This is a genomic window from Pantoea sp. T14, assembly GCF_036663535.1.
GTDB lineage: Bacteria > Pseudomonadota > Gammaproteobacteria > Enterobacterales > Enterobacteriaceae > Pantoea > Pantoea phytostimulans.
Genome location: NZ_JAWUEB010000025.1, coordinates 306318 through 323597, shown reverse-complemented (window position 1 = coordinate 323597; position 17280 = coordinate 306318). Strand labels below are relative to the sequence as shown.

14 protein-coding genes are annotated in these 17280 nt (G+C 49.4%); 5 read left to right on the top strand and 9 right to left on the bottom strand.

Annotated elements, in window-relative coordinates; translation table 11 throughout:
• The first annotated feature begins 51 nt into the window (after positions 1 to 51).
• The 4 genes from SC127_RS14350 to SC127_RS14335 all read left to right on the top strand — a co-directional run bounded on the left by SC127_RS14350 (position 52) and on the right by SC127_RS14335 (position 5338).
• Positions 52 to 1074: a LacI family DNA-binding transcriptional regulator gene (locus SC127_RS14350; RefSeq protein ID WP_332626977.1), complete on the top strand. Its 1023-nt coding sequence runs from the start codon at positions 52 to 54 to the stop codon at positions 1072 to 1074.
• A 411-nt stretch (positions 1075 to 1485) separates the two neighbouring features.
• Positions 1486 to 2214: a gluconate 2-dehydrogenase subunit 3 family protein gene (locus tag SC127_RS14345; RefSeq protein ID WP_215848622.1), complete on the top strand. Its 729-nt coding sequence runs from the start codon at positions 1486 to 1488 to the stop codon at positions 2212 to 2214.
• A gap of 17 nt (positions 2215 to 2231) precedes the next feature.
• Entirely contained in the window at positions 2232 to 4001 is a 1770-nt protein-coding gene (locus SC127_RS14340) for a GMC family oxidoreductase (protein WP_243079207.1), read from the top strand.
• Between the two features lie 2 nt (positions 4002 to 4003).
• Complete coding sequence (locus tag SC127_RS14335; protein WP_332626976.1) at positions 4004 to 5338, top strand: cytochrome c; 1335 nt, start codon at positions 4004 to 4006, stop codon at positions 5336 to 5338.
• Positions 5339 to 5399: 61 nt separating this feature from the next.
• On the opposite strand, the gene SC127_RS14330 is transcribed toward SC127_RS14335, so the two are convergent.
• The 9 genes from SC127_RS14330 to SC127_RS14290 form a co-directional block, all read right to left on the bottom strand.
• Positions 5400 to 6545 (bottom strand): phytanoyl-CoA dioxygenase family protein, encoded by a 1146-nt coding sequence (locus tag SC127_RS14330; protein ID WP_215848620.1) that lies wholly within the window; start codon positions 6543 to 6545, stop codon positions 5400 to 5402.
• Positions 6546 to 6737: 192 nt separating this feature from the next.
• The gene (locus tag SC127_RS14325; protein WP_332626975.1) at positions 6738 to 7910 is read right to left on the bottom strand and encodes a Gfo/Idh/MocA family protein; all 1173 of its coding nucleotides are present in this window, start codon (positions 7908 to 7910) and stop codon (positions 6738 to 6740) included.
• A gap of 10 nt (positions 7911 to 7920) precedes the next feature.
• On the bottom strand, positions 7921 to 8973 hold the full coding sequence (locus tag SC127_RS14320; RefSeq protein ID WP_332626974.1) for a sugar phosphate isomerase/epimerase family protein: 1053 nt from the start codon (positions 8971 to 8973) through the stop codon (positions 7921 to 7923).
• Positions 8974 to 9162: 189 nt separating this feature from the next.
• Positions 9163 to 10041, bottom strand: a complete 879-nt coding sequence (locus tag SC127_RS14315; protein ID WP_442955755.1) for a substrate-binding domain-containing protein — start codon at positions 10039 to 10041, stop codon at positions 9163 to 9165.
• Between the two features lie 326 nt (positions 10042 to 10367).
• The gene (locus SC127_RS14310; RefSeq protein WP_215848616.1) at positions 10368 to 10742 is read right to left on the bottom strand and encodes a hypothetical protein; all 375 of its coding nucleotides are present in this window, start codon (positions 10740 to 10742) and stop codon (positions 10368 to 10370) included.
• Positions 10708 to 11517, bottom strand: coding sequence for an SDR family oxidoreductase (locus tag SC127_RS14305; RefSeq protein ID WP_215848615.1), 810 nt, complete (start codon positions 11515 to 11517; stop codon positions 10708 to 10710). Before SC127_RS14305 ends, SC127_RS14310 begins: the two co-directional genes overlap by 35 nt.
• Positions 11514 to 12431 (bottom strand): myo-inosose-2 dehydratase, encoded by a 918-nt coding sequence (iolE, locus tag SC127_RS14300; protein WP_332626972.1) that lies wholly within the window; start codon positions 12429 to 12431, stop codon positions 11514 to 11516. The genes SC127_RS14305 and iolE overlap by 4 nt, the downstream gene beginning before the upstream one ends.
• 20 nt (positions 12432 to 12451) lie before the next feature.
• Entirely contained in the window at positions 12452 to 14299 is a 1848-nt protein-coding gene (iolD, locus tag SC127_RS14295) for a 3D-(3,5/4)-trihydroxycyclohexane-1,2-dione acylhydrolase (decyclizing) (RefSeq protein ID WP_243079213.1), read from the bottom strand.
• A 145-nt stretch (positions 14300 to 14444) separates the two neighbouring features.
• Positions 14445 to 15383: a MurR/RpiR family transcriptional regulator gene (locus SC127_RS14290; RefSeq protein ID WP_243079214.1), complete on the bottom strand. Its 939-nt coding sequence runs from the start codon at positions 15381 to 15383 to the stop codon at positions 14445 to 14447.
• A 459-nt stretch (positions 15384 to 15842) separates the two neighbouring features.
• On the opposite strand from SC127_RS14290, the gene SC127_RS14285 reads away from it, so the two are divergent.
• Positions 15843 to 17276, top strand: a complete 1434-nt coding sequence (locus tag SC127_RS14285; RefSeq protein ID WP_243079215.1) for an NAD-dependent succinate-semialdehyde dehydrogenase — start codon at positions 15843 to 15845, stop codon at positions 17274 to 17276.
• Positions 17277 to 17280 lie beyond the last annotated feature (4 nt).

The window sequence follows — 17280 nt, the reverse complement described above, 5'->3', positions numbered from 1 at the left end:
CGTTTGACGTTCAATGTCGGTAACGGATGCAAACATGACTCAAGCGAATCTATGACAAAAGAAACCAAAACGCCGAAAAAACCGAAAGCCAATGCTAGCGCAGTGGCAAAACTCGCAGGTGTATCAAAATGGACAGTATCGAGAGCATTTACACCCGGTACCTACGTTGCGCCGGAGACCAAAGAGAAAGTGATGAAAATTGCGGCTGAGTTAGGATATCGCCCTAATTTACTGGCGCGCAGCTTGACCAAAAAAAATACGCATATCATTGGTATTGCTATAGATGAGTTGAAAAACCCTCATTCAATGCAGGTACTAAATGCGGCAACCAAGGCGCTACAGGCAAGAGGTTATCTTGCGCTAGTGCTGAATATTACTGCCGGTGAGAATTATCAATCGGTGATACAAATGGCCGATCAGCTACAGGTTGATGGCATTCTGTTTGTTGCAAACGATCTGAGTAATGAGCTTCTCGATATCGCTCAAAGCCTTCACTCTGTTCCGTTGGTGCAGATATGCCGTAACAGTGAAGATCACCGCAAAATTGAAGTCGTCAATGTTGATGGTTATCAGGCGGGTCGTGAAATAGCCGCATTGCTGCTTGCTCAAGACTATACGCGGTTTGGCTATATGAAAGGGCCTGACACTGAATCCAGTCATCTGCTTCGTATGGACGGGTATCAAACAGAACTTGAAGCACATAACTGTAAAGTCGATGTTTTGCTCATTGCTGGCGGGTATGAGCGTAAGCTCGGTTATCAAATGATGGTGGATTATTTAAACAGCACACCCGTTGATAAGCGTGTTGATGCCCTGTTCTGTGAAAACGACATTTTAGCTATTGGCGCATTGGAAGCGCTTTATGAAACTGGCAATTTCCATAGCATCGCTATTGTCGGTTTTGATGGTATTGAAGAAGCCGATTCACCTGTGTGGGCGTTAACGACTTATCACCAAAACGCAGAAACGCTGATTATGGAAGCGATCAATCGACTGACGGAAAATAAGTCTTCACCCGCGAGTGAATGGCAAAGAGGAGAACTCATTATCCGGCGTTCTCATCTTAAGCAATAAAAGAGCAAGCCAGCTTGCAGTAGTCTCTAACGCTACTCGCAAGCTGTGTTTACAAAGCAACCCATTACGCACAGATAGGTTTGACTATTATTACGTAATGATCTCAGACCTAAATTAAAAAACAAAGAACCCGTATTTAAACATTACTTTTCATTTTTAACATTTAACACACCAGAGGTATCACCATGCTCAATATCATCGCATTAACCTAAGCCATTTTTAAAATAATAGACGAAAGCGTTTAAATAACTTTTGGTCCCCCAAAAGCGCTCGCTCACGTCTCAAATAAATGATGAGGCGCCTGATTACCGTGTTTTTAACAGGGTTGGTTTTCTATTGCCAATCTTCAGGGAAGTTCACTTATTCATTGGGTGAATATAAGTCGTGCTGGCAAGCATTAAGGAAATGGATATGAATCGTAGAGAAGCACTCTTTTCACTCAGTTCACTTGTGGCGACGGTAACGTTAGCGCCAAAGCTGAGTGCCAAAGAACTGCATAACGTTCCGCTTGAAACTCAATTAACTTCAGATGCTGTACCGTTACCGGCAATGACGGGCGGCTATCGGGTTCTGACCAATGAAACAGACAGAAAAAACCTGACGGCCATTTTTGATCGTCTTATTCCTGCTGACGATCATGGCCCTTCGGCCTGTGAAGAAGGGGCCATCGAGTTTATAGACGATCAGCTGGCTGGCGATTACGGTTCCGGCGCGGCGCTGTATCTGCAAGGGCCTTTGCGCCCGGAAAACGAAGAAAAATTAATGGGTTCGCCACAGTTTTTGTCAACGCCGAGAGAGCGTTATTTGACAGGTCTGCAAGCGTTGGAAGCCTGGTCTCAGGTCAATCATCACGCTTCATTTCATACCCTCAATGCAGAACAAATCGATACCTTTCTCACCATGATGGAAGCAGGGAAAATTTATCTTGGCAAGGAGGTGAACAGCCAGGCGTTCTTTGAATTAATGCTGCAAAACGTACGTGAGAGTTATTTAGCTGACCCGCTTTATGGTGGCAACAAAACCATGGCTGGCTGGAAGATGATTGGCTTTCCCGGTGCACGTTACGACTACCGCCAATATGTTGACCGTCGCGGCGAAAATTTGAAGTTAATTCCTGTAAGCCTTATTCCAAAAGATTGATTGTCGGAGCAGAGTAAATGTCACAAATAAGAAATAAAGCCGACGTCGTGATTGTCGGATTAGGCTGGGCGGGTTCCGTCATGGCAGAAGAGTTAACGCGTGCCGGACTGAACGTCGTCGCGATTGAGCGCGGTGCCTGGCGTGATACGTCAACCGATTTCCCGGTTGCCGTGGATCCTGATGAACTTCGCTGGCATACACGCCGTCAGTTGTTACAGCCGATGAGCGTTGAAACCACCACTTTTCGTAACCATAGCCGGCAGGATGCCGCTCCCGTTCGTGACTGGTCAGCCTATCAGTTTGGCTGGAACGTCGGCGGTGCAGGTACACACTGGGCCGGAATGTCATGGCGCTTTACGCCTTGGGATTTTGAAGTTGCGACGCAGACCCGCGAACGCTATGGCGCCAGTAAAATGAAGGATTTGCAGCTGCAAGACTGGGGTGTGACATATGCTGAAATGGAACCTTATTACGATCGCTTTGAGCGCATTGCTGGCACTTCCGGCATTGCAGGTAATCTAAATGGTCAGCCGCAGCCAAATGGCAATATCTTTGAGGGATCACGCAGCCGCGACTATCCAACGCCCCCCCTCAAAGATACGCACTGGTTGAGAAAGTACCGCACCACCACAGCAGGTATGGGCTATCACCCTTTCACCATTCCGGCTGGCAACCTGTCCCAATCCTATGTTAATCCACTGGGTGTCACCATGGGCCCCTGCACCTACTGCGGTTTTTGTGATTTCCACGGTTGTGGCAACTTCAGTAAATCTTCTCCTCAAGCCTGTATTCTTCCGGTGTTAATGCGTCGTCCAAACTTTAGCGTGTTGACTGAAACCGAAGTGTTGCAGGTCATCAAACATGAAGATGGAAAAACAGCCAAAGGCGTTCGCTTCATCACCAAAGAGGGTGTTGAAGGTTTTCAGCCTGCCGATGTGGTCTGTATCACTGCCTACCAAATGGACAATGTGCGCATGTTGCTGCTGTCGCAAATTGGTGAGCCATATAGCCCAGAAACCGGTCGCGGTACGATCGGACGCAACTACAACTATCAAAGCTGCTCCTCAGTCACCGGTTTCTTTGATGGTGAGTTTATGAATCCCTTTATCGGGGGTGGTGCGTTAGCGGTACAAATCGATGACTTCAATGGCGACAATTTTGATCACAGTCACCTCGATTTCATCGGTGGTGCCGGGATCATGGCCTATAACACTGATGGCCGCCCTATCCAGCATATGAACAGTCTGCGTGAAGGAACAAAACGCTGGGGAAGTGAGTGGAAAGCAGGCTATGCACGTGACTATCAGACCGCTGCCACCGTGTTTTGTCAGGGCACATCAATGCCGGTGCGCGGCGCTTACCTCGATCTCGATCCTGTCTATAAAGACCGTCATGGTCGACCGCTGCTGCGCGTGACCTTCGACTGGAACAGTAACGATATCAAAATGGTGAACTACGTTACCGAAAAAGCCAAAAGCATCATGAAGGAAGCGGGCCCCACCACCACCATCTTTGAACGCCAGACAGACAGCAGCTGGAATCCCTACTTACAAGAGAGTTCACACACCATTGGCGGCGCGGTAATGGGCGCAGATCCCCATACCTCAGCAGTAAATACTTACTTGCAAAGCTGGGATGTCCATAACGTGTTTGTCGTTGGTGCATCAGCTTTTCCTAATAACGGCGGCTATAACCCGACCATTACCGTGGGCGCGCTGGCTGTTCGTGCTGCTCAGGCCATCCATCAGATGTACATCAAAAATCCTGCTCCCTTGGTGAAAGCATAATCATGAGTACAAAAAAGAAAATTGGATACAGTCTGGCGGCGCTGGCCGTTCTGGCGGGGATCGGGGTGTTCGGCAAATTATGGCTGGTGATGGACAGCTCACGCTCTGATGTTGCTGATAATAAAACCGTGTTGGCTGACTATCGCAGTTCAGATGCAGAGGCCATTAAGCGCGGCGAATACGTCATGCGTCTTAGCGATTGCGCAGCCTGTCATGAGCAAAGTTTTGCGGGCGGATACAAAATTAATACGCCGTTCGGGGAGCTTAAAACCTCGAATATCACGCCAGACCGCGAGACCGGTATCGGCAACATGACCGAGCGCGACTTTTTCAATGCTGTACGTCTCGGCCGTGGCGATAAGGGTTTCCTCTATCCTGCCATGCCCTATACCGCATACGCCAAATTAAACGATCAGGACATGCATGATCTCTGGGCCTATGTCTCAACACTCAAACCGGTAAACCATAAGATTGATGAAAATGGTGGGATGAATTTCCCGTACAACATTCGTCTGGCGATGGCGGGCTGGAACCTGCTGTTTTTTGATAACAGCGGTTTCAAGCCTGAAAGCCTTAAAACAGCGTCAAGCAGCGATCAATTGGACCTGATTAATCGTGGAAAATATTTAGTTGATGGGCCAGCGCACTGTAGCGTTTGTCACACGGCGCGCAATGCGCTGGGCGGGGAAATCAGCAGTAAATATTTACAAGGTGGGGCGCTCGGAGATTGGTACGCACCCGACATTACCCCTAATGCACATAGCGGTATCGGAAGCTGGAGCAATAAAGAGATCGCTGAATACCTGAAGACGGGCTCAGATGGCAAGAGCGTCGCAGCCGGGCCAATGGCCGAAGCGGTTGAACACTCCATGCAATATTTCCGCGACAGCGATTTACAGGCCGTCACCGCTTATCTCAGAAGCCTTCCTGCATCCGACACGCCAGCCCCGAAGGCTTTTGTGATGGATGAAACACGTAAGAAGAACGCAGAGCTGAGCTTTGAAGTGAACTGTACCGCTTGCCATGGTGTGCAGGGCGAAGGGATCCGCGGCATGGTACCGGCGTTTGCGGGTAATAGATCAATGCTCAATAATCCGACTAACATGATAAATTCCCTGTTAAACGGTGCACGAGCTGCCAACACCGCAGACCGACCTACCGCAGCCGGAATGCCCTCTTTCGACTGGAAGATGAATGATCAACAGATGGCCGACATTCTCACCTATGTTCGTACGTCATGGGGTAATCAGGGAACGGAAGTGACGGCAGCAGACGTGGCGGCAATGCGTAAACAAACGGCGGCAAAAGAGAAACTCACGGCACCAACGTTAAAATAAATGGCGCAGCCAGCCGCAATCTCGCTTGCGGCTGGTTTGTTTTGCAGGTGCCGGGTGTGCGTTACGCCTTTCGTCTGGCGGTGTGCTGGTCTAATTCGCGGTTAAATTGTTCCGCGCTCAGGTTATCCTGCAGCGCTTGCAGCAAGAGCTGCTGTTGCGTTTTTGGCACCAATCCACCTACCGGCGGATCGGTATCCAGATTAGTTGGGAAAGAATAGCCGCGCGCCGCAACGGCAATCACGGCATTGCGCGTTTCTTCCGAAAGCGTGCTGCCTTTGAGTGAGGGATAAATCACTTTAAGGATCTGCTCATGATTGACTTCCTCCATGGGAACGCCAAACGCCGATGAGATTTGCAGCAAGTTCGCCGTTCGTACGACATCGTGCGTCGAATTATTGCCTGCGGCATGGAACAGCGCCGGGTTAAAGAATAATCCATCCCCTTTGCGCAGCGGCAGCTGGACATAATTTTCATTAAAGAAATCGACAAACTCTGGGCGACGGTAAGCGATATAGCCCAGTTCATACTGATGCGACCACGGCAATAATCGCGTTGGGCCTGATTCGAGTGGCATGTCCGTATGGGCGACGGCACCCTGTAACGTCAAATATTGCGAAAGAATTTGCGCGGGAACAGGAAATTCAGCGGCAAAGGCGCTTTGTTGAAAACCCAAATGATAATCACGGTGCGCCTGTTGCGCTTCGCCACCAGGACGAACCTGATTAACCTGCGAAGTCATGCGCCAGGCTGGCCCTAACCACGCCTGGCAGATCAAACCCAGCGTGGTATTGGCATAGTAATTCGTGAACACGTGTGGATTAGCTTCAGCCAGTTTTTGCAGAGCATTCCAGATGCGACCATTGTTGCCAGCTTTTGAAAAGTGGTCAGCCTGTACCTTGGACTTAGCCTCCTCGTGCATAATCTCTTCAAAAACCTGAGAGGCGCTGTCAATGATTTCAGTATCGCTATAGAGCCCCCGCACCACAAAAACGCCAGGCCCATAGGAAAGCGCCTTGTGTAACTCACTCAGCACCCGCTTTTTGTCTGTTGCTGCAATCTCGTCAAGCACATGCCGATCGTAAATCAATACATCAGAGGTGACTTCGCTGGCCAGCGGATAGTCGGCGCGGTCGACATGTTGGGCACAAAAAGAACTGAAATCTTCAACTGAAACCTGATCTTCATTCACGAAATATTGAGATGTCATAGCAACCTCATTTTTGACTGTTGTAGGGTACGTTTTCTGCCTCATGCCATTCTAAAGCAGAAGAATTCCTTTCCAGGTTAGCAGTTACATTGCGTTAACAGAACCTCAAAAAAACCTCACAAAACCCTCATGTGATCGCTGCCCTGTTTCATGTCAAAACGGATCGCCACGCAAATGTGCTCGCTTGTGGTGCTACACGTATTTAGGTTTCATCCAGACCGAACCCTGTTCATGGCTGTCCACAACGGCATCGACGAAAGCCACGCCTTTTAATCCATCATAAATTTGCGGTATTACGTGGGTATTCTCTGTGAGATTGCGCTTTTCATCGCGCAGCCGAAGAATTGTCGCGAAGCCTTGGTAGAGATTTGAAAATGCCTCAATGTAGCCTTCGGGATGACCGGGCGGCGTACGAGTGCGTGCTTTCGTCAAGTCGTGGAGCGTATCCCGGCCACGTTTGATAATCTGGCTATCTCCCTCCAGCGAGGTATAGAGCAACTCGTTAGGCTGCTCCTGAAACCACATCAAACTGCCTGTTTCACCAAAAACGCGCAAGCGTAAAGCGTTAGAGCAGCCGATAGCGACTTGTGATGACCAAAGCATGCCCCTTGCGCCGCCTTCATAACGGATCAGGACGTGCGCGTTATCATCCAATGCCCGGCCTTCAACGAAGGTAGCGAGATCGGCCAGTACGCTTTCGGCCTGCAGGCCAGTGACATAGCTGGCCAAGTGATAAGCATGCGTGCCAATGTCTCCGATTGAACCGCCCCGCCCATTCTTCTTAGGGTCAACACGCCATGCCGCTTGTTGATTGTTTTTAAGCTCAATGCCTGTCGCCATCCATTCCAATGGATATTCAACCTGTACCGTGCGGACTTTGCCAATCAGTCCTGCTTCGATTTTGCTCCGGGCTTCCATCACCATGGGATAACCGGAATACGTATACGTTACCCCTAAAAATCTTCCGGTACGCTGCACGACTTCAGCCAGAGCCTCTGCATCATCAAGCGTGGTGGTCAGCGGTTTTTCACAGATCACATCAATGCCAGCGTCAAGACAGGCGCGGGCGATGGGATAGTGGGTAAAATTAGGCGTGCAGATGGCGATGATGTCCACGCCATCTTCGCGCGTGCTTTCAGCGGCAATCATTGTCTGATAATCCTTGTAAGAGCGCTCTGCTGCGACAAAATTCTGTGCAGCAAAAGCATGCCCACGCTCAGGATCCACATCAAATGCGCCAGCCACTAATTCATATTGATTATCCATTCGGGCAGCGAATCGATGAATACCGCCGATATAAGCGCCTTCACCGCCGCCCACCATGCCGAGCCGGATGCGGCGACCTTTCAATGGCTGTTTATTCATGACACTCTCCCTAAATTCCAATGATTTTTCTGTTTAGCGACTGATCTGCATAGGATTTGCAGAAATCATCAAATGATCGTTCTGTCACATGAATGATCTTATCGTTGATGAAAAGCGCGCCTTCGCGTGCACCATCTTCTGGATTCTTGAAGCAACACTCCCACTCAAGTACCGCCCAGCCGTCAAAGTTATAGCCTGTCAGGCTTGAAAAAATGGCAGTGAAATCAATTTGCCCATCTCCTGGGGAACGGAACCGCCCCGCGCGGCTCGTCCAGGGCTGATACCCGCCATAGGCGCCGGTTTTCCCATTGGGACGGAACTCTGCATCCTTGACGTGAAAAGCTTTAATACGTTGGTGGTAGTGATCGATGAAGGCGAGATAATCAATACTTTGCAGGACAAGATGACTGGGGTCATACATCATATTGCAGCGTGAATGATTGCCCGTTTTTTCCAAAAAGCGTTCAAATGTCAGGCCATCATGCAGATCCTCAGTAGGATGGATCTCGTAACAAACATCGACACCCTGTTCGTCAAATGCATTGAGGATTGGCATCCAGCGTCGGACAAGTTCATCAAATCCCTCTTCAATCAGACCCTCGGGCCATTGCGGATAAGGATAAAGAAACGGCCAGAGCAAGGTGCCTGAAAAGGTCACATGCTTATCCAGCCCTAACCGGCGTGACGCTTTTGCAGCCAGCTTTAGCTGCTCCGTTGCCCAACGTTGGCGCTCCTTAGGATTGTTTCTGAGCGCAGCTGGCGCAAAACTATCAGCCGGCAAATCAAAAGCAGGATGCAAGGCCACCAGCTGACCTTGCAAATGGCTGGCGAGGTCGGTCAACGTCAGACCATATTCATTCAGGACACCCAGTATCTCATCGGCGTAAGTCTGGCTTTCAGCAGCCCGATGAAGATCGATTAGGTTTGTATTCCAACTGGGGATCTCCACGCCTTTAAATCCTTTTTCTGCCGCCCACGATGCCATGCCAGCAAGCGTATTAAAGGGTGCACTTTCTCCGGCAAATTGCGCCAGAAAAACGCCAGGACCTTTAATTGTTTTCATAACCACTCCCAATTAAAAAAGATGCACCTGCTCTATTAACAGGTGCAAAGACACAGGGAAAAGCATTCAATTTCTTTCACTTATTACGAGATAAACTCATTTAAAAAACGATGAAATGAAAATTCAACTCTAGGTTGAAAATATAATTACATCGCTAGTCAAAAATCAGCACAGAATAATTCATTGGTATTAATTATTGGACGTCAGAAAATTTTTATAATTTTCTGACGTGATAACCTGATAAGGAATCCAGGTGTAGGTTTCGACTTTCTTTTTATCCAGCAGCGCTCGGGTTACTTTAACCGCACCCGTTGCTTGCCCTTTTGCATCCTGAAATATGGAGAGCGCCATTTTTCCATTCTGAACGAATTTCAGGCCATCTGGCGTACCGTCAATTCCTGCAATAAGAATATTTTTCTTTTGTGACTGCCCTAAAGCAAGAATAGCGCCTATCGCCATTTCATCATTATTTGCGGCAATAGCATCAATGGGCGTTGCGTTCAAAAGCCAGTTGGAAACAACATCTACTGCTTCATTGCGTTGCCACTTAGCCGTTTGTTTTTCAATGACTTTCATATCCTTATGTTCTTTAATCACCGCTTCAACGGCACGCGTTCTTTCGCGCGCCTCTTCAGTAGATAACGCCCCCATGATAATCGCGACGTTGCCTTTATAATTCATCATTTTAGCCAACGCTTCCATCTCCATTTTCCCACCCAGCGCTGAATCTGAGCCAACGTAGGCCATATTTTCGGGGAGTTTGACTTCGGGTTTGCGGTTAACAAACACCAGCGGAATATTGGCACTTTCGGCCGCCTTGATCATGGGTGCCACGCCTTGCGTGTCAACAGGATTGAGAATGATGGCATCAACCCCCTGATTGATGAAGTCATCAACCTGCTGTGCTTGCAGGGCAACGTCTCCTTTTGCATCAACAAACTGGCCGTCCAGTCGTTGCTGTTTTAGCTCTTTATCCATCTGCGTACGCAAGATTGAAATAAAGTTAAGATCAAAGTTGGACAATGCAACGCCGACTTTCATCTCTTTAGCTTGGGCAGAAAAAATCATGCCGGCAGCAATACCGGTAATGGCAATGCGTTTAATGAGATTCATTATGTCACCTGTAGGTTGAGGATGTGCTTTCTGTATTTATTTTCCGGTTATAGTGATGCTTCCTGCAAAAAGACAATCCCTGGCTCTTTCCCCGGCAAAAGAAGTTCATTAAATTATCCGATAAAGGATAACGGTAATCGTTTCCTGATAAATAAAGAGTCGCATCACAGCCTAAGGTGCGATTAATTAATCAATCTGTCATAGCATTAGGTGCCGATTTTTACGTTAAAAGTGGCCCACGTTAATCAGTGAAAAGCGCTTATGATTAAAGCGTTATTTAACTAAGACGTCTCAAGTAGATAAACGCAATTTTTATGAAGATTATTAATCCTGCGTTCAAGTTCTTTAACGCCGTAATTTTCAATTTCTTCATACATGCTCAAAATCTCATGTTTACAATGTACCCGGTAACGCTTACTTCGTTTTTGCTCTTCCAGCCAGGAGAGTAGCGCTGCTTTTATCTCAGCTTCATTTTTACGAAGCGGATCGTTTCTTTCTTGCCAAATGGCCAGTAAGAAATGGCGATAGAAACCGGTTATCTCTTCCATCTTCTCTACATTTTGCATACTAAAAAGACCAGACTTTGCGGGCAGCCAATCGAAATCGGCTGCCTGATTTAAATCACAGAGGCTGTGCCGGAGCCGGCGAGTTTTCATAGCCTCCCCAGACGGACTGGTCATAATTGACCACTGAGCCCGTCATGAGTCCTGACTGTTCACTTGCCAAAAAGACGACGGCGCGAGCAACTTCATGCGGATCAATCAAGCGCCCAAAGGGCAGATCGGCTGCCGCTTTTTCCAGCCAGTTATCCTCCGCGCCATGATATTGCTTCATAATCCGATCTTCGCCTTCGGAAGCCATCCAGCCAATATTCAGTGCGTTAACCCGAATATTGTTGCGCAGCGTGGCAAACGCGGTGTTGCGCGTCAGTGTCGCCAGTGCACCTTTTGATGCGCAATAGGCTGAAATGAAAGGCTGCCCGGCCAGCCCAGACATAGAGCAGATATTCACAATGCTGCCTTTCACTTCTGTGCGTTTCATCAGCTTCACGGTTTCTTGCATCAGGAAAAACGGCCCGCGTACATTCGTCGCAAACATTTGGTCAAACAGCTCTGGAGAAGTGTCGATAATTGTCCCGCGGTCGGTCATTGCGCCCGCATTGACCAGCACATCAAGTCGGCCAAAATGCGTTTCGGCGGTTTTGATCGCTTTGCGGCAGTCCTCAACGTTTGTCAGATCCGTTTTGACAAAATGTACGGCACACTCTGGGCTGGATAACTGTTCAGCCACTGCGGCTCCCTTCTCGGCATTACGACCACACAAAATCAGGCCCGCTGCACCAGACTGTTTAAACTCTTTTGCAATTGCCGCACCTAAACCCTGCGTCCCGCCGGTGATTACGGCAATTTTTCCATCAAGAAAATGAGTCATTCGTCTTCTCCTTCAGTGAGAACATAATTTGCCTGAGCCAATGCCTTTATCAGACTGGCATAGCCGATTCTTGCGTATTCCAGCGGAGGCGCCAGTGCAGGATCCTGCTCAGCCTCCACCACAAACCAGCCTTGATAACCGGTTTCTGCCAACTCGCTGACGACCCTATCAAAGTTGATGCAGCCATCACCGGGCACGGTGTAAACCCCTTTAAGCACTGCATCCAGAAATGAATCGCGCTGCCAGTCCAGCGCGGCAAGAACCTCGGCACGAACATCCTTGGTATGTACATGGTTAATGCGATTAGCATGCTTTTTCAGGATGCTAAACGGATCGGCTCCGGCGAAAACCAGATGACCAGTATCAAACAGCAGTCCCACTGACGGGCCGGTATGCGCCATTAACAAGTCGATGTCGCGCTCATCTTCAATAGCCGTTCCCATGTGATGATGGAAAGCCAGCGGGACACCAAACTCAGCGCAGTAGTCAGAAAAAGCTGTCAGCTTTTCACCGTAGCGTTGGATTTCGCTCTCGGTTAAGCGACGACGTTGACTGAGAGGAACATCCTGACGGTTTTGAATCGTTCCGGCCGTTTCGCCATACACAAGGCATGCCGCACCGCAATCTTTAAACAGTTGCAACTGTGGCGTTACTTTCGCGATTTCACTCTCCAGGTCGTTATCCAGCAAAGTGCCGGAATACCAGCCTGACACTAATTGCAGGTCATATTCAGCCAGCTGTGGGCGAAGCTCTGCGCTGCTCAACGGAAATTTCCCGCCTGTTTCAACCCCTGAAAATCCTGCTTCGCGACTCTCTGCCAGGCAAGTCGATAACGGTGTATCACCCCCCAACTGAGGTAAATCGTCATTTGACCAGGCGATGGGAGCAATGCCCAGTTTGGCTTTTAAAATCATGGTTCTCTTTCCTGATTAGGTTAAATACCAATCCGCTGTTTTTTGCGGGCTTCTTCTTGCTCCCGTCTTGCTTCCATCACACTCTCCCGGGCGCTGACTTCGGGTACGCCAACATCCCACCAGGCATCGCCTGGAGTCCATTCATGCGGATGAGTGTCAATGCAGATAACTGTGGTGCGATCGTTGGATTTAGCCCATCCAATGGCGGTTTCCAGCTCATCAAGGTTGCTGACTTTACGTGCCAGTGCGCCCATCGACTGCGCATGCGCGACGAAATCGACGTGGAACGGTTCTTTTACTTTGCAATCTTTAAGCAGATTGTTGAATGACGCGCCGCCTTTGGCATTTTGCAGTCGGTTAATGACCGCATAGCCGCCGTTATCGCACACCAGCAGAATCATCTTGTGACCGGAGAGCACCGTTGAATAGACATCGGAATTCATCATCATGTAGGTGCCATCCCCGATCATGACGAAAACATCTCGCTCTTCTTCAATCATGGCGGCACCCCAGCCGGCGGAAATCTCGTATCCCATGCAGGAGAAGCCAAACTCGCAATCAAAGGTACCAGGCGTTTTTACTTTCCACCCTTTGACTAACTCACCTGGCAACCCCCCCGCTGCGCTGATGACATAATCCTCTTTCGCTGCGCTGGCATTTACCACGCCAACCACCTGCGCATAAGTTGGAACGCCGTCAGGAGTGATGGCCCGCTCTTGTTTTTCTGCAATCAGATGATTCCACTCGCTGAACCATGCCTTTCCTTGTGGAAGCCACGCGGGATCGGCCTGATAGCTGCCTAATGCTTGATCGAGTTCAGACAAACCTTCTCGCGCATCGCATACCAACGGAATGGCAAAATGTTTGTTGGCATCAAAGCGTGCTGCGTTGATAGCAATAAATTTTGCTTCATGTGAAAAGACTGACCATGAGCCGGTTACAAAATCCATCAAGCGGGTGCCGACAGCGATAATCACATCTGCTTTTGCTGCCAACGCATTAGCGGATGTTGAACCCAGGATGCCAATCGGGCCGGCATGTACCGGATGATCGTGAGTGAAAGCGCCTTTACCCGCGATGGTTTCAACCACGGGAATGCCGCGTTCTTTAGCGAGTTTTTCTAATGCCGCTTCCGCTCGCGAGTAACGGACGCCGCCGCCAGAAATAATCAGCGGATTTTTGGCTTGTTGCAGCAGTGCAACCGCTTTATTCAGCAACTGACTGTCCGGGCGTGGACGTGGAATGTGGTGAACACGGCGCTGGAAGAAGGCTTCGGGAAAATCCCACGCCATCTCCTGCACATCCTGACAAAGACCGATAAAAGCAGGCCCGCACTCGCCAGGATCCAGCATGGTTGCAACTGCCTGCGGCAGCGAAGAGACGATCTGCTCCGGCCAGGTTATACGGTCCCAATAACGCGTTACAGCTTTAAACGCATCGTTTACGGTATGCGTTGGATCGTTAAAATGTTCAACCTGCTGCATAACCGGATCGGGATGGCGTTGAGCAAAGGTATCACCGCAGAGCATTAAAAAAGGCAACCGGCTTACATGTGCCACGCCTGCAGCTGTCAATAGATTCGTCGTTCCCGGCCCGATTGACGCTGTAACCACCATAATCTGCTGGCGCAGGCGCGCTTTGGCAAACCCCGCCGCGGCGAATCCCATTGACTGTTCATTTTGGCCGCGCCACGTTGGCAGCACATCCTGAACACTTTCAAGGGCTTCCCCCATGCAGGTCACGTTGCCATGACCAAAAATGCCAAACACACCAGGAAACAGCGGGACTTCCTGATCATCAATCTCAGTAAACTGGTTACTGAGATAGCGCACAATGGCCTGTGCAGTGGTGCAACGATACGTCGACATAATATCTACCTGCTGTAAGGCCCGTCGGTAAGAACAGGCGGATTGTAGGAATTTATGTTGCTATAAAACTTTATGCGCAACAAATGTTGCATTCCGGGGCGTAGCTTCCCTGTAGGGAAGCGGGTTCGGGCCGGTAATCTGGGAACTATTTTGCTGGCGTCTTTTTAAATTCTTCTACCCGTAAAGTACGCTCAGTGACCGTTTCAATCCTTGGCTGCTCTTCTTCCGGGTGCATCGCCGAAGCCACTGCGAGTGCGATGCACTGAACTAAACACACCGGCGCGGCCAGCGAACGGGAGAAGCTGTACTCTTCCTCTGGAATGGTGAAAAGTACCGAGGCATTTTTGGCTAACGGTGATAGCACGCTGTCGGTAATAGCGATCACGGGTATGCCTTTTTTCTCAGCAATGTCAGCAATATTCATCACTTCTTGCGCATAGTGGCGAAACGAAACGGCAATTAACGCATCGTTTGCTGTCATGTTCATGGCCATATGAGGAGCAAGCCCGCCCGGCATATCCAGTAATACCACTTTGCGGTTAAGCATGGTCAGCAGATAACGCATCAACATCGCAACGGGTTCGGAACGGAGCTGACCCGCAATAAAGATGGTTTCGGCGTTTTTCAGATAGACCGCGCTTTGATCTAAGTCAGCTGCCTTGATGCTTTCCAGCATGCCCTGAAGCGTCGCGATATCTCTAACGACCAGACTGTGCAGAAATCCTAAACTTCCCTGCTGCTGGTTTTTTTCTAAATCATTTTCAAGTGCAACGATACGCTCGTTGTAGCCAGGTGCAGACGTTGCCAGGCGCGTTTGAAATACTGACTGCATCTGCTTGAATCCGCTGTACCCCAGATTTTGAGCAAATCGCACGAGCGTAGAGGGGTGCAGGCCGCATTTTTGGGCTATCGCATTAATCGATTCCAGCGCAACGGCATTTGGATTCTGCATAATAAAACGCGCCACCTGTTGAAAACGCTCTGACAAATGGGGATATCGCTCAGTGATATCGTTTACCACTTGTTCATAATTTTTGTGCGGTGGCCGCTGCAGTTTTTTTTCTGCATCTTTACGACTAGCCATGACAACGTGCCCTCAATACTCAATCAAAAAGTCATTTTAAACTGAGAATCAGGGTGCTTTCTCAGTAAATGTATGTCCTGCTCAGTTGACACTTCTGCCCGCTCACCACATCAAGTTATAGCAACTAAAATTGCATTTCAATTTACCTTGCAATTGAAATTTCAAATTACGTGATCTGATTCTTATATTTAGCATAAACATTCGCCTCTCCAGTGCATCAAAACATCCTTCGCAACAAAAATTGCAAACAAATTTAATCATTAATTTCAACAGCATAAAAATTATTCTCCCTTAAAAACCTGACTCAAAAACTCAAAAAAAGCGCATTGCAATTTTTATTGCAGCGATCTAATCATTGCAACTAGATTGTTAGCTGTAACGCTGAACGGGGCTTCGATTTCGAGGTGTACATTTCATCGGTCTGGAGAAAACGGACCTCAGAAAAGACAGGAAGCGGGTATGTACAAAGAGTTTGGACAATTCATTAATGGTCGCTGGCGTGAAGGCCGCGGCGGCTACCCAATCGTGGTGACCGACCCAGGCCGCGATGAGAAGCTAGGTGAAATCACCTCAGCATCAGAACAGGATACGCTTGATGCCATTGCCAGCGCTGAACAGGCTTTTTCGCTCTGGAAACAGACGCCAGCATGGGAGCGCGCTGAAACGTTACATCGCGTGGCTCAGGAGATGGAAAAAGCCCGCGAGCGCGCCGCAACAATGATCTCACGGGAAAGCGGCAAGCCGCTGGGCCAGGCCAGTCGTGAGTGGACCTTATCCATCGACCAGTTTACCTGGTATGCCGAAGAGTCCCGCCGCATTTATGGTCGCATCGTTGAAAGCCGTGTGGCAGGGGGTCGTTGCGAAGTTTCCCATGAACCGGTTGGCGTGGTTGCCGCTTTTACTGCGTGGAATTTCCCCGTTGTCCTGATTGCCCGCAAAGTGGCACCCGCGTTAGCTGCGGGTTGCAGCGTCGTGTTGCGCCCCTCAAGCGAGGTTCCCGGTTCTGCGATGATCATTATGGAATGTCTGCAGAAAGCGGGCCTTCCCGCTGGCGTAGTGAATATGGTGGTTGGCGGTACTGAACAGACTTATAAACCCCTGATTAATTCGGCAGCGGTGAAGAAAGTCACGCTGACCGGCTCCACTGCGATTGGACAGCAAATGATTCGGGATTCAGCAGCCACCATCAAACGTCTGAGCATGGAGCTTGGCGGCAACGCACCCATGATTGTTTTTGACGATGCTGATATCGAAAAAGCACTGGACTTGGCCGTACCGACCAAGTTTGCCAACTGCGGGCAGGTTTGTGTCACGCCGGACCGTTTTTATGTTCAGGAATCAGTTTCAGCTGCCTTTATTGAAGGGTTTGCCCGTCGCGCAGCCAACATAAAAGTGGGTTATGGACAAGACGAAGGCACTGAAATGGGGCCGTTAATCAACACACGCAGACTGGAAGCGATTGAAAAAATCGTTGAGGACGCGCGCCAAAAAGGTGGCCGTATCGTTACTGGCGGTCAGCGTATCCAAGATAAACCCGGTTTTTATTTCGCACCCACGGTTATTGCTGATGTTCCAGATGATGCGCTGGCGTTGTGCGAAGAGAATTTTGGCCCCATCGCCGCTATTACAACCTTCAGTGATGAAAGCGAGGTCATTGAGCGTGTTAATCGCTCCGAGTTCGCTTTATCTGCTTACGCATTCACCCGCGATGCAGCACGGATCCGCCGCGTTTCTGCCGCCCTTCAGGCTGGTATGGTCGGCATCAACAGTTTCGCGCTCGCGGCGGCAGAAGTGCCTTTTGGCGGAATCAAAGCCAGCGGTATGGGAAGTGAAGGTGGGAGCGAGGGGATCCTCGAATACATGAACGTCAAACTGACTCAAGTTGTGCTGTAAGGAA

Coding starts and splice junctions, on each gene's coding strand:
- SC127_RS14350 (WP_332626977.1), top strand. CDS start 52: ATGACAAAAGAAACCAAAACGCCGAAAAAACCGAAAGCCAATGCTAGC.
- SC127_RS14345 (WP_215848622.1), top strand. CDS start 1,486: ATGAATCGTAGAGAAGCACTCTTTTCACTCAGTTCACTTGTGGCGACG.
- SC127_RS14340 (WP_243079207.1), top strand. CDS start 2,232: ATGTCACAAATAAGAAATAAAGCCGACGTCGTGATTGTCGGATTAGGC.
- SC127_RS14335 (WP_332626976.1), top strand. CDS start 4,004: ATGAGTACAAAAAAGAAAATTGGATACAGTCTGGCGGCGCTGGCCGTT.
- SC127_RS14330 (WP_215848620.1), bottom strand. CDS start 6,545: ATGACATCTCAATATTTCGTGAATGAAGATCAGGTTTCAGTTGAAGAT.
- SC127_RS14325 (WP_332626975.1), bottom strand. CDS start 7,910: ATGAATAAACAGCCATTGAAAGGTCGCCGCATCCGGCTCGGCATGGTG.
- SC127_RS14320 (WP_332626974.1), bottom strand. CDS start 8,973: ATGAAAACAATTAAAGGTCCTGGCGTTTTTCTGGCGCAATTTGCCGGA.
- SC127_RS14315 (WP_442955755.1), bottom strand. CDS start 10,041: ATGATTTTTTCTGCCCAAGCTAAAGAGATGAAAGTCGGCGTTGCATTG.
- SC127_RS14310 (WP_215848616.1), bottom strand. CDS start 10,742: ATGAAAACTCGCCGGCTCCGGCACAGCCTCTGTGATTTAAATCAGGCA.
- SC127_RS14305 (WP_215848615.1), bottom strand. CDS start 11,517: ATGACTCATTTTCTTGATGGAAAAATTGCCGTAATCACCGGCGGGACG.
- iolE (WP_332626972.1), bottom strand. CDS start 12,431: ATGATTTTAAAAGCCAAACTGGGCATTGCTCCCATCGCCTGGTCAAAT.
- iolD (WP_243079213.1), bottom strand. CDS start 14,299: ATGTCGACGTATCGTTGCACCACTGCACAGGCCATTGTGCGCTATCTC.
- SC127_RS14290 (WP_243079214.1), bottom strand. CDS start 15,383: ATGGCTAGTCGTAAAGATGCAGAAAAAAAACTGCAGCGGCCACCGCAC.
- SC127_RS14285 (WP_243079215.1), top strand. CDS start 15,843: ATGTACAAAGAGTTTGGACAATTCATTAATGGTCGCTGGCGTGAAGGC.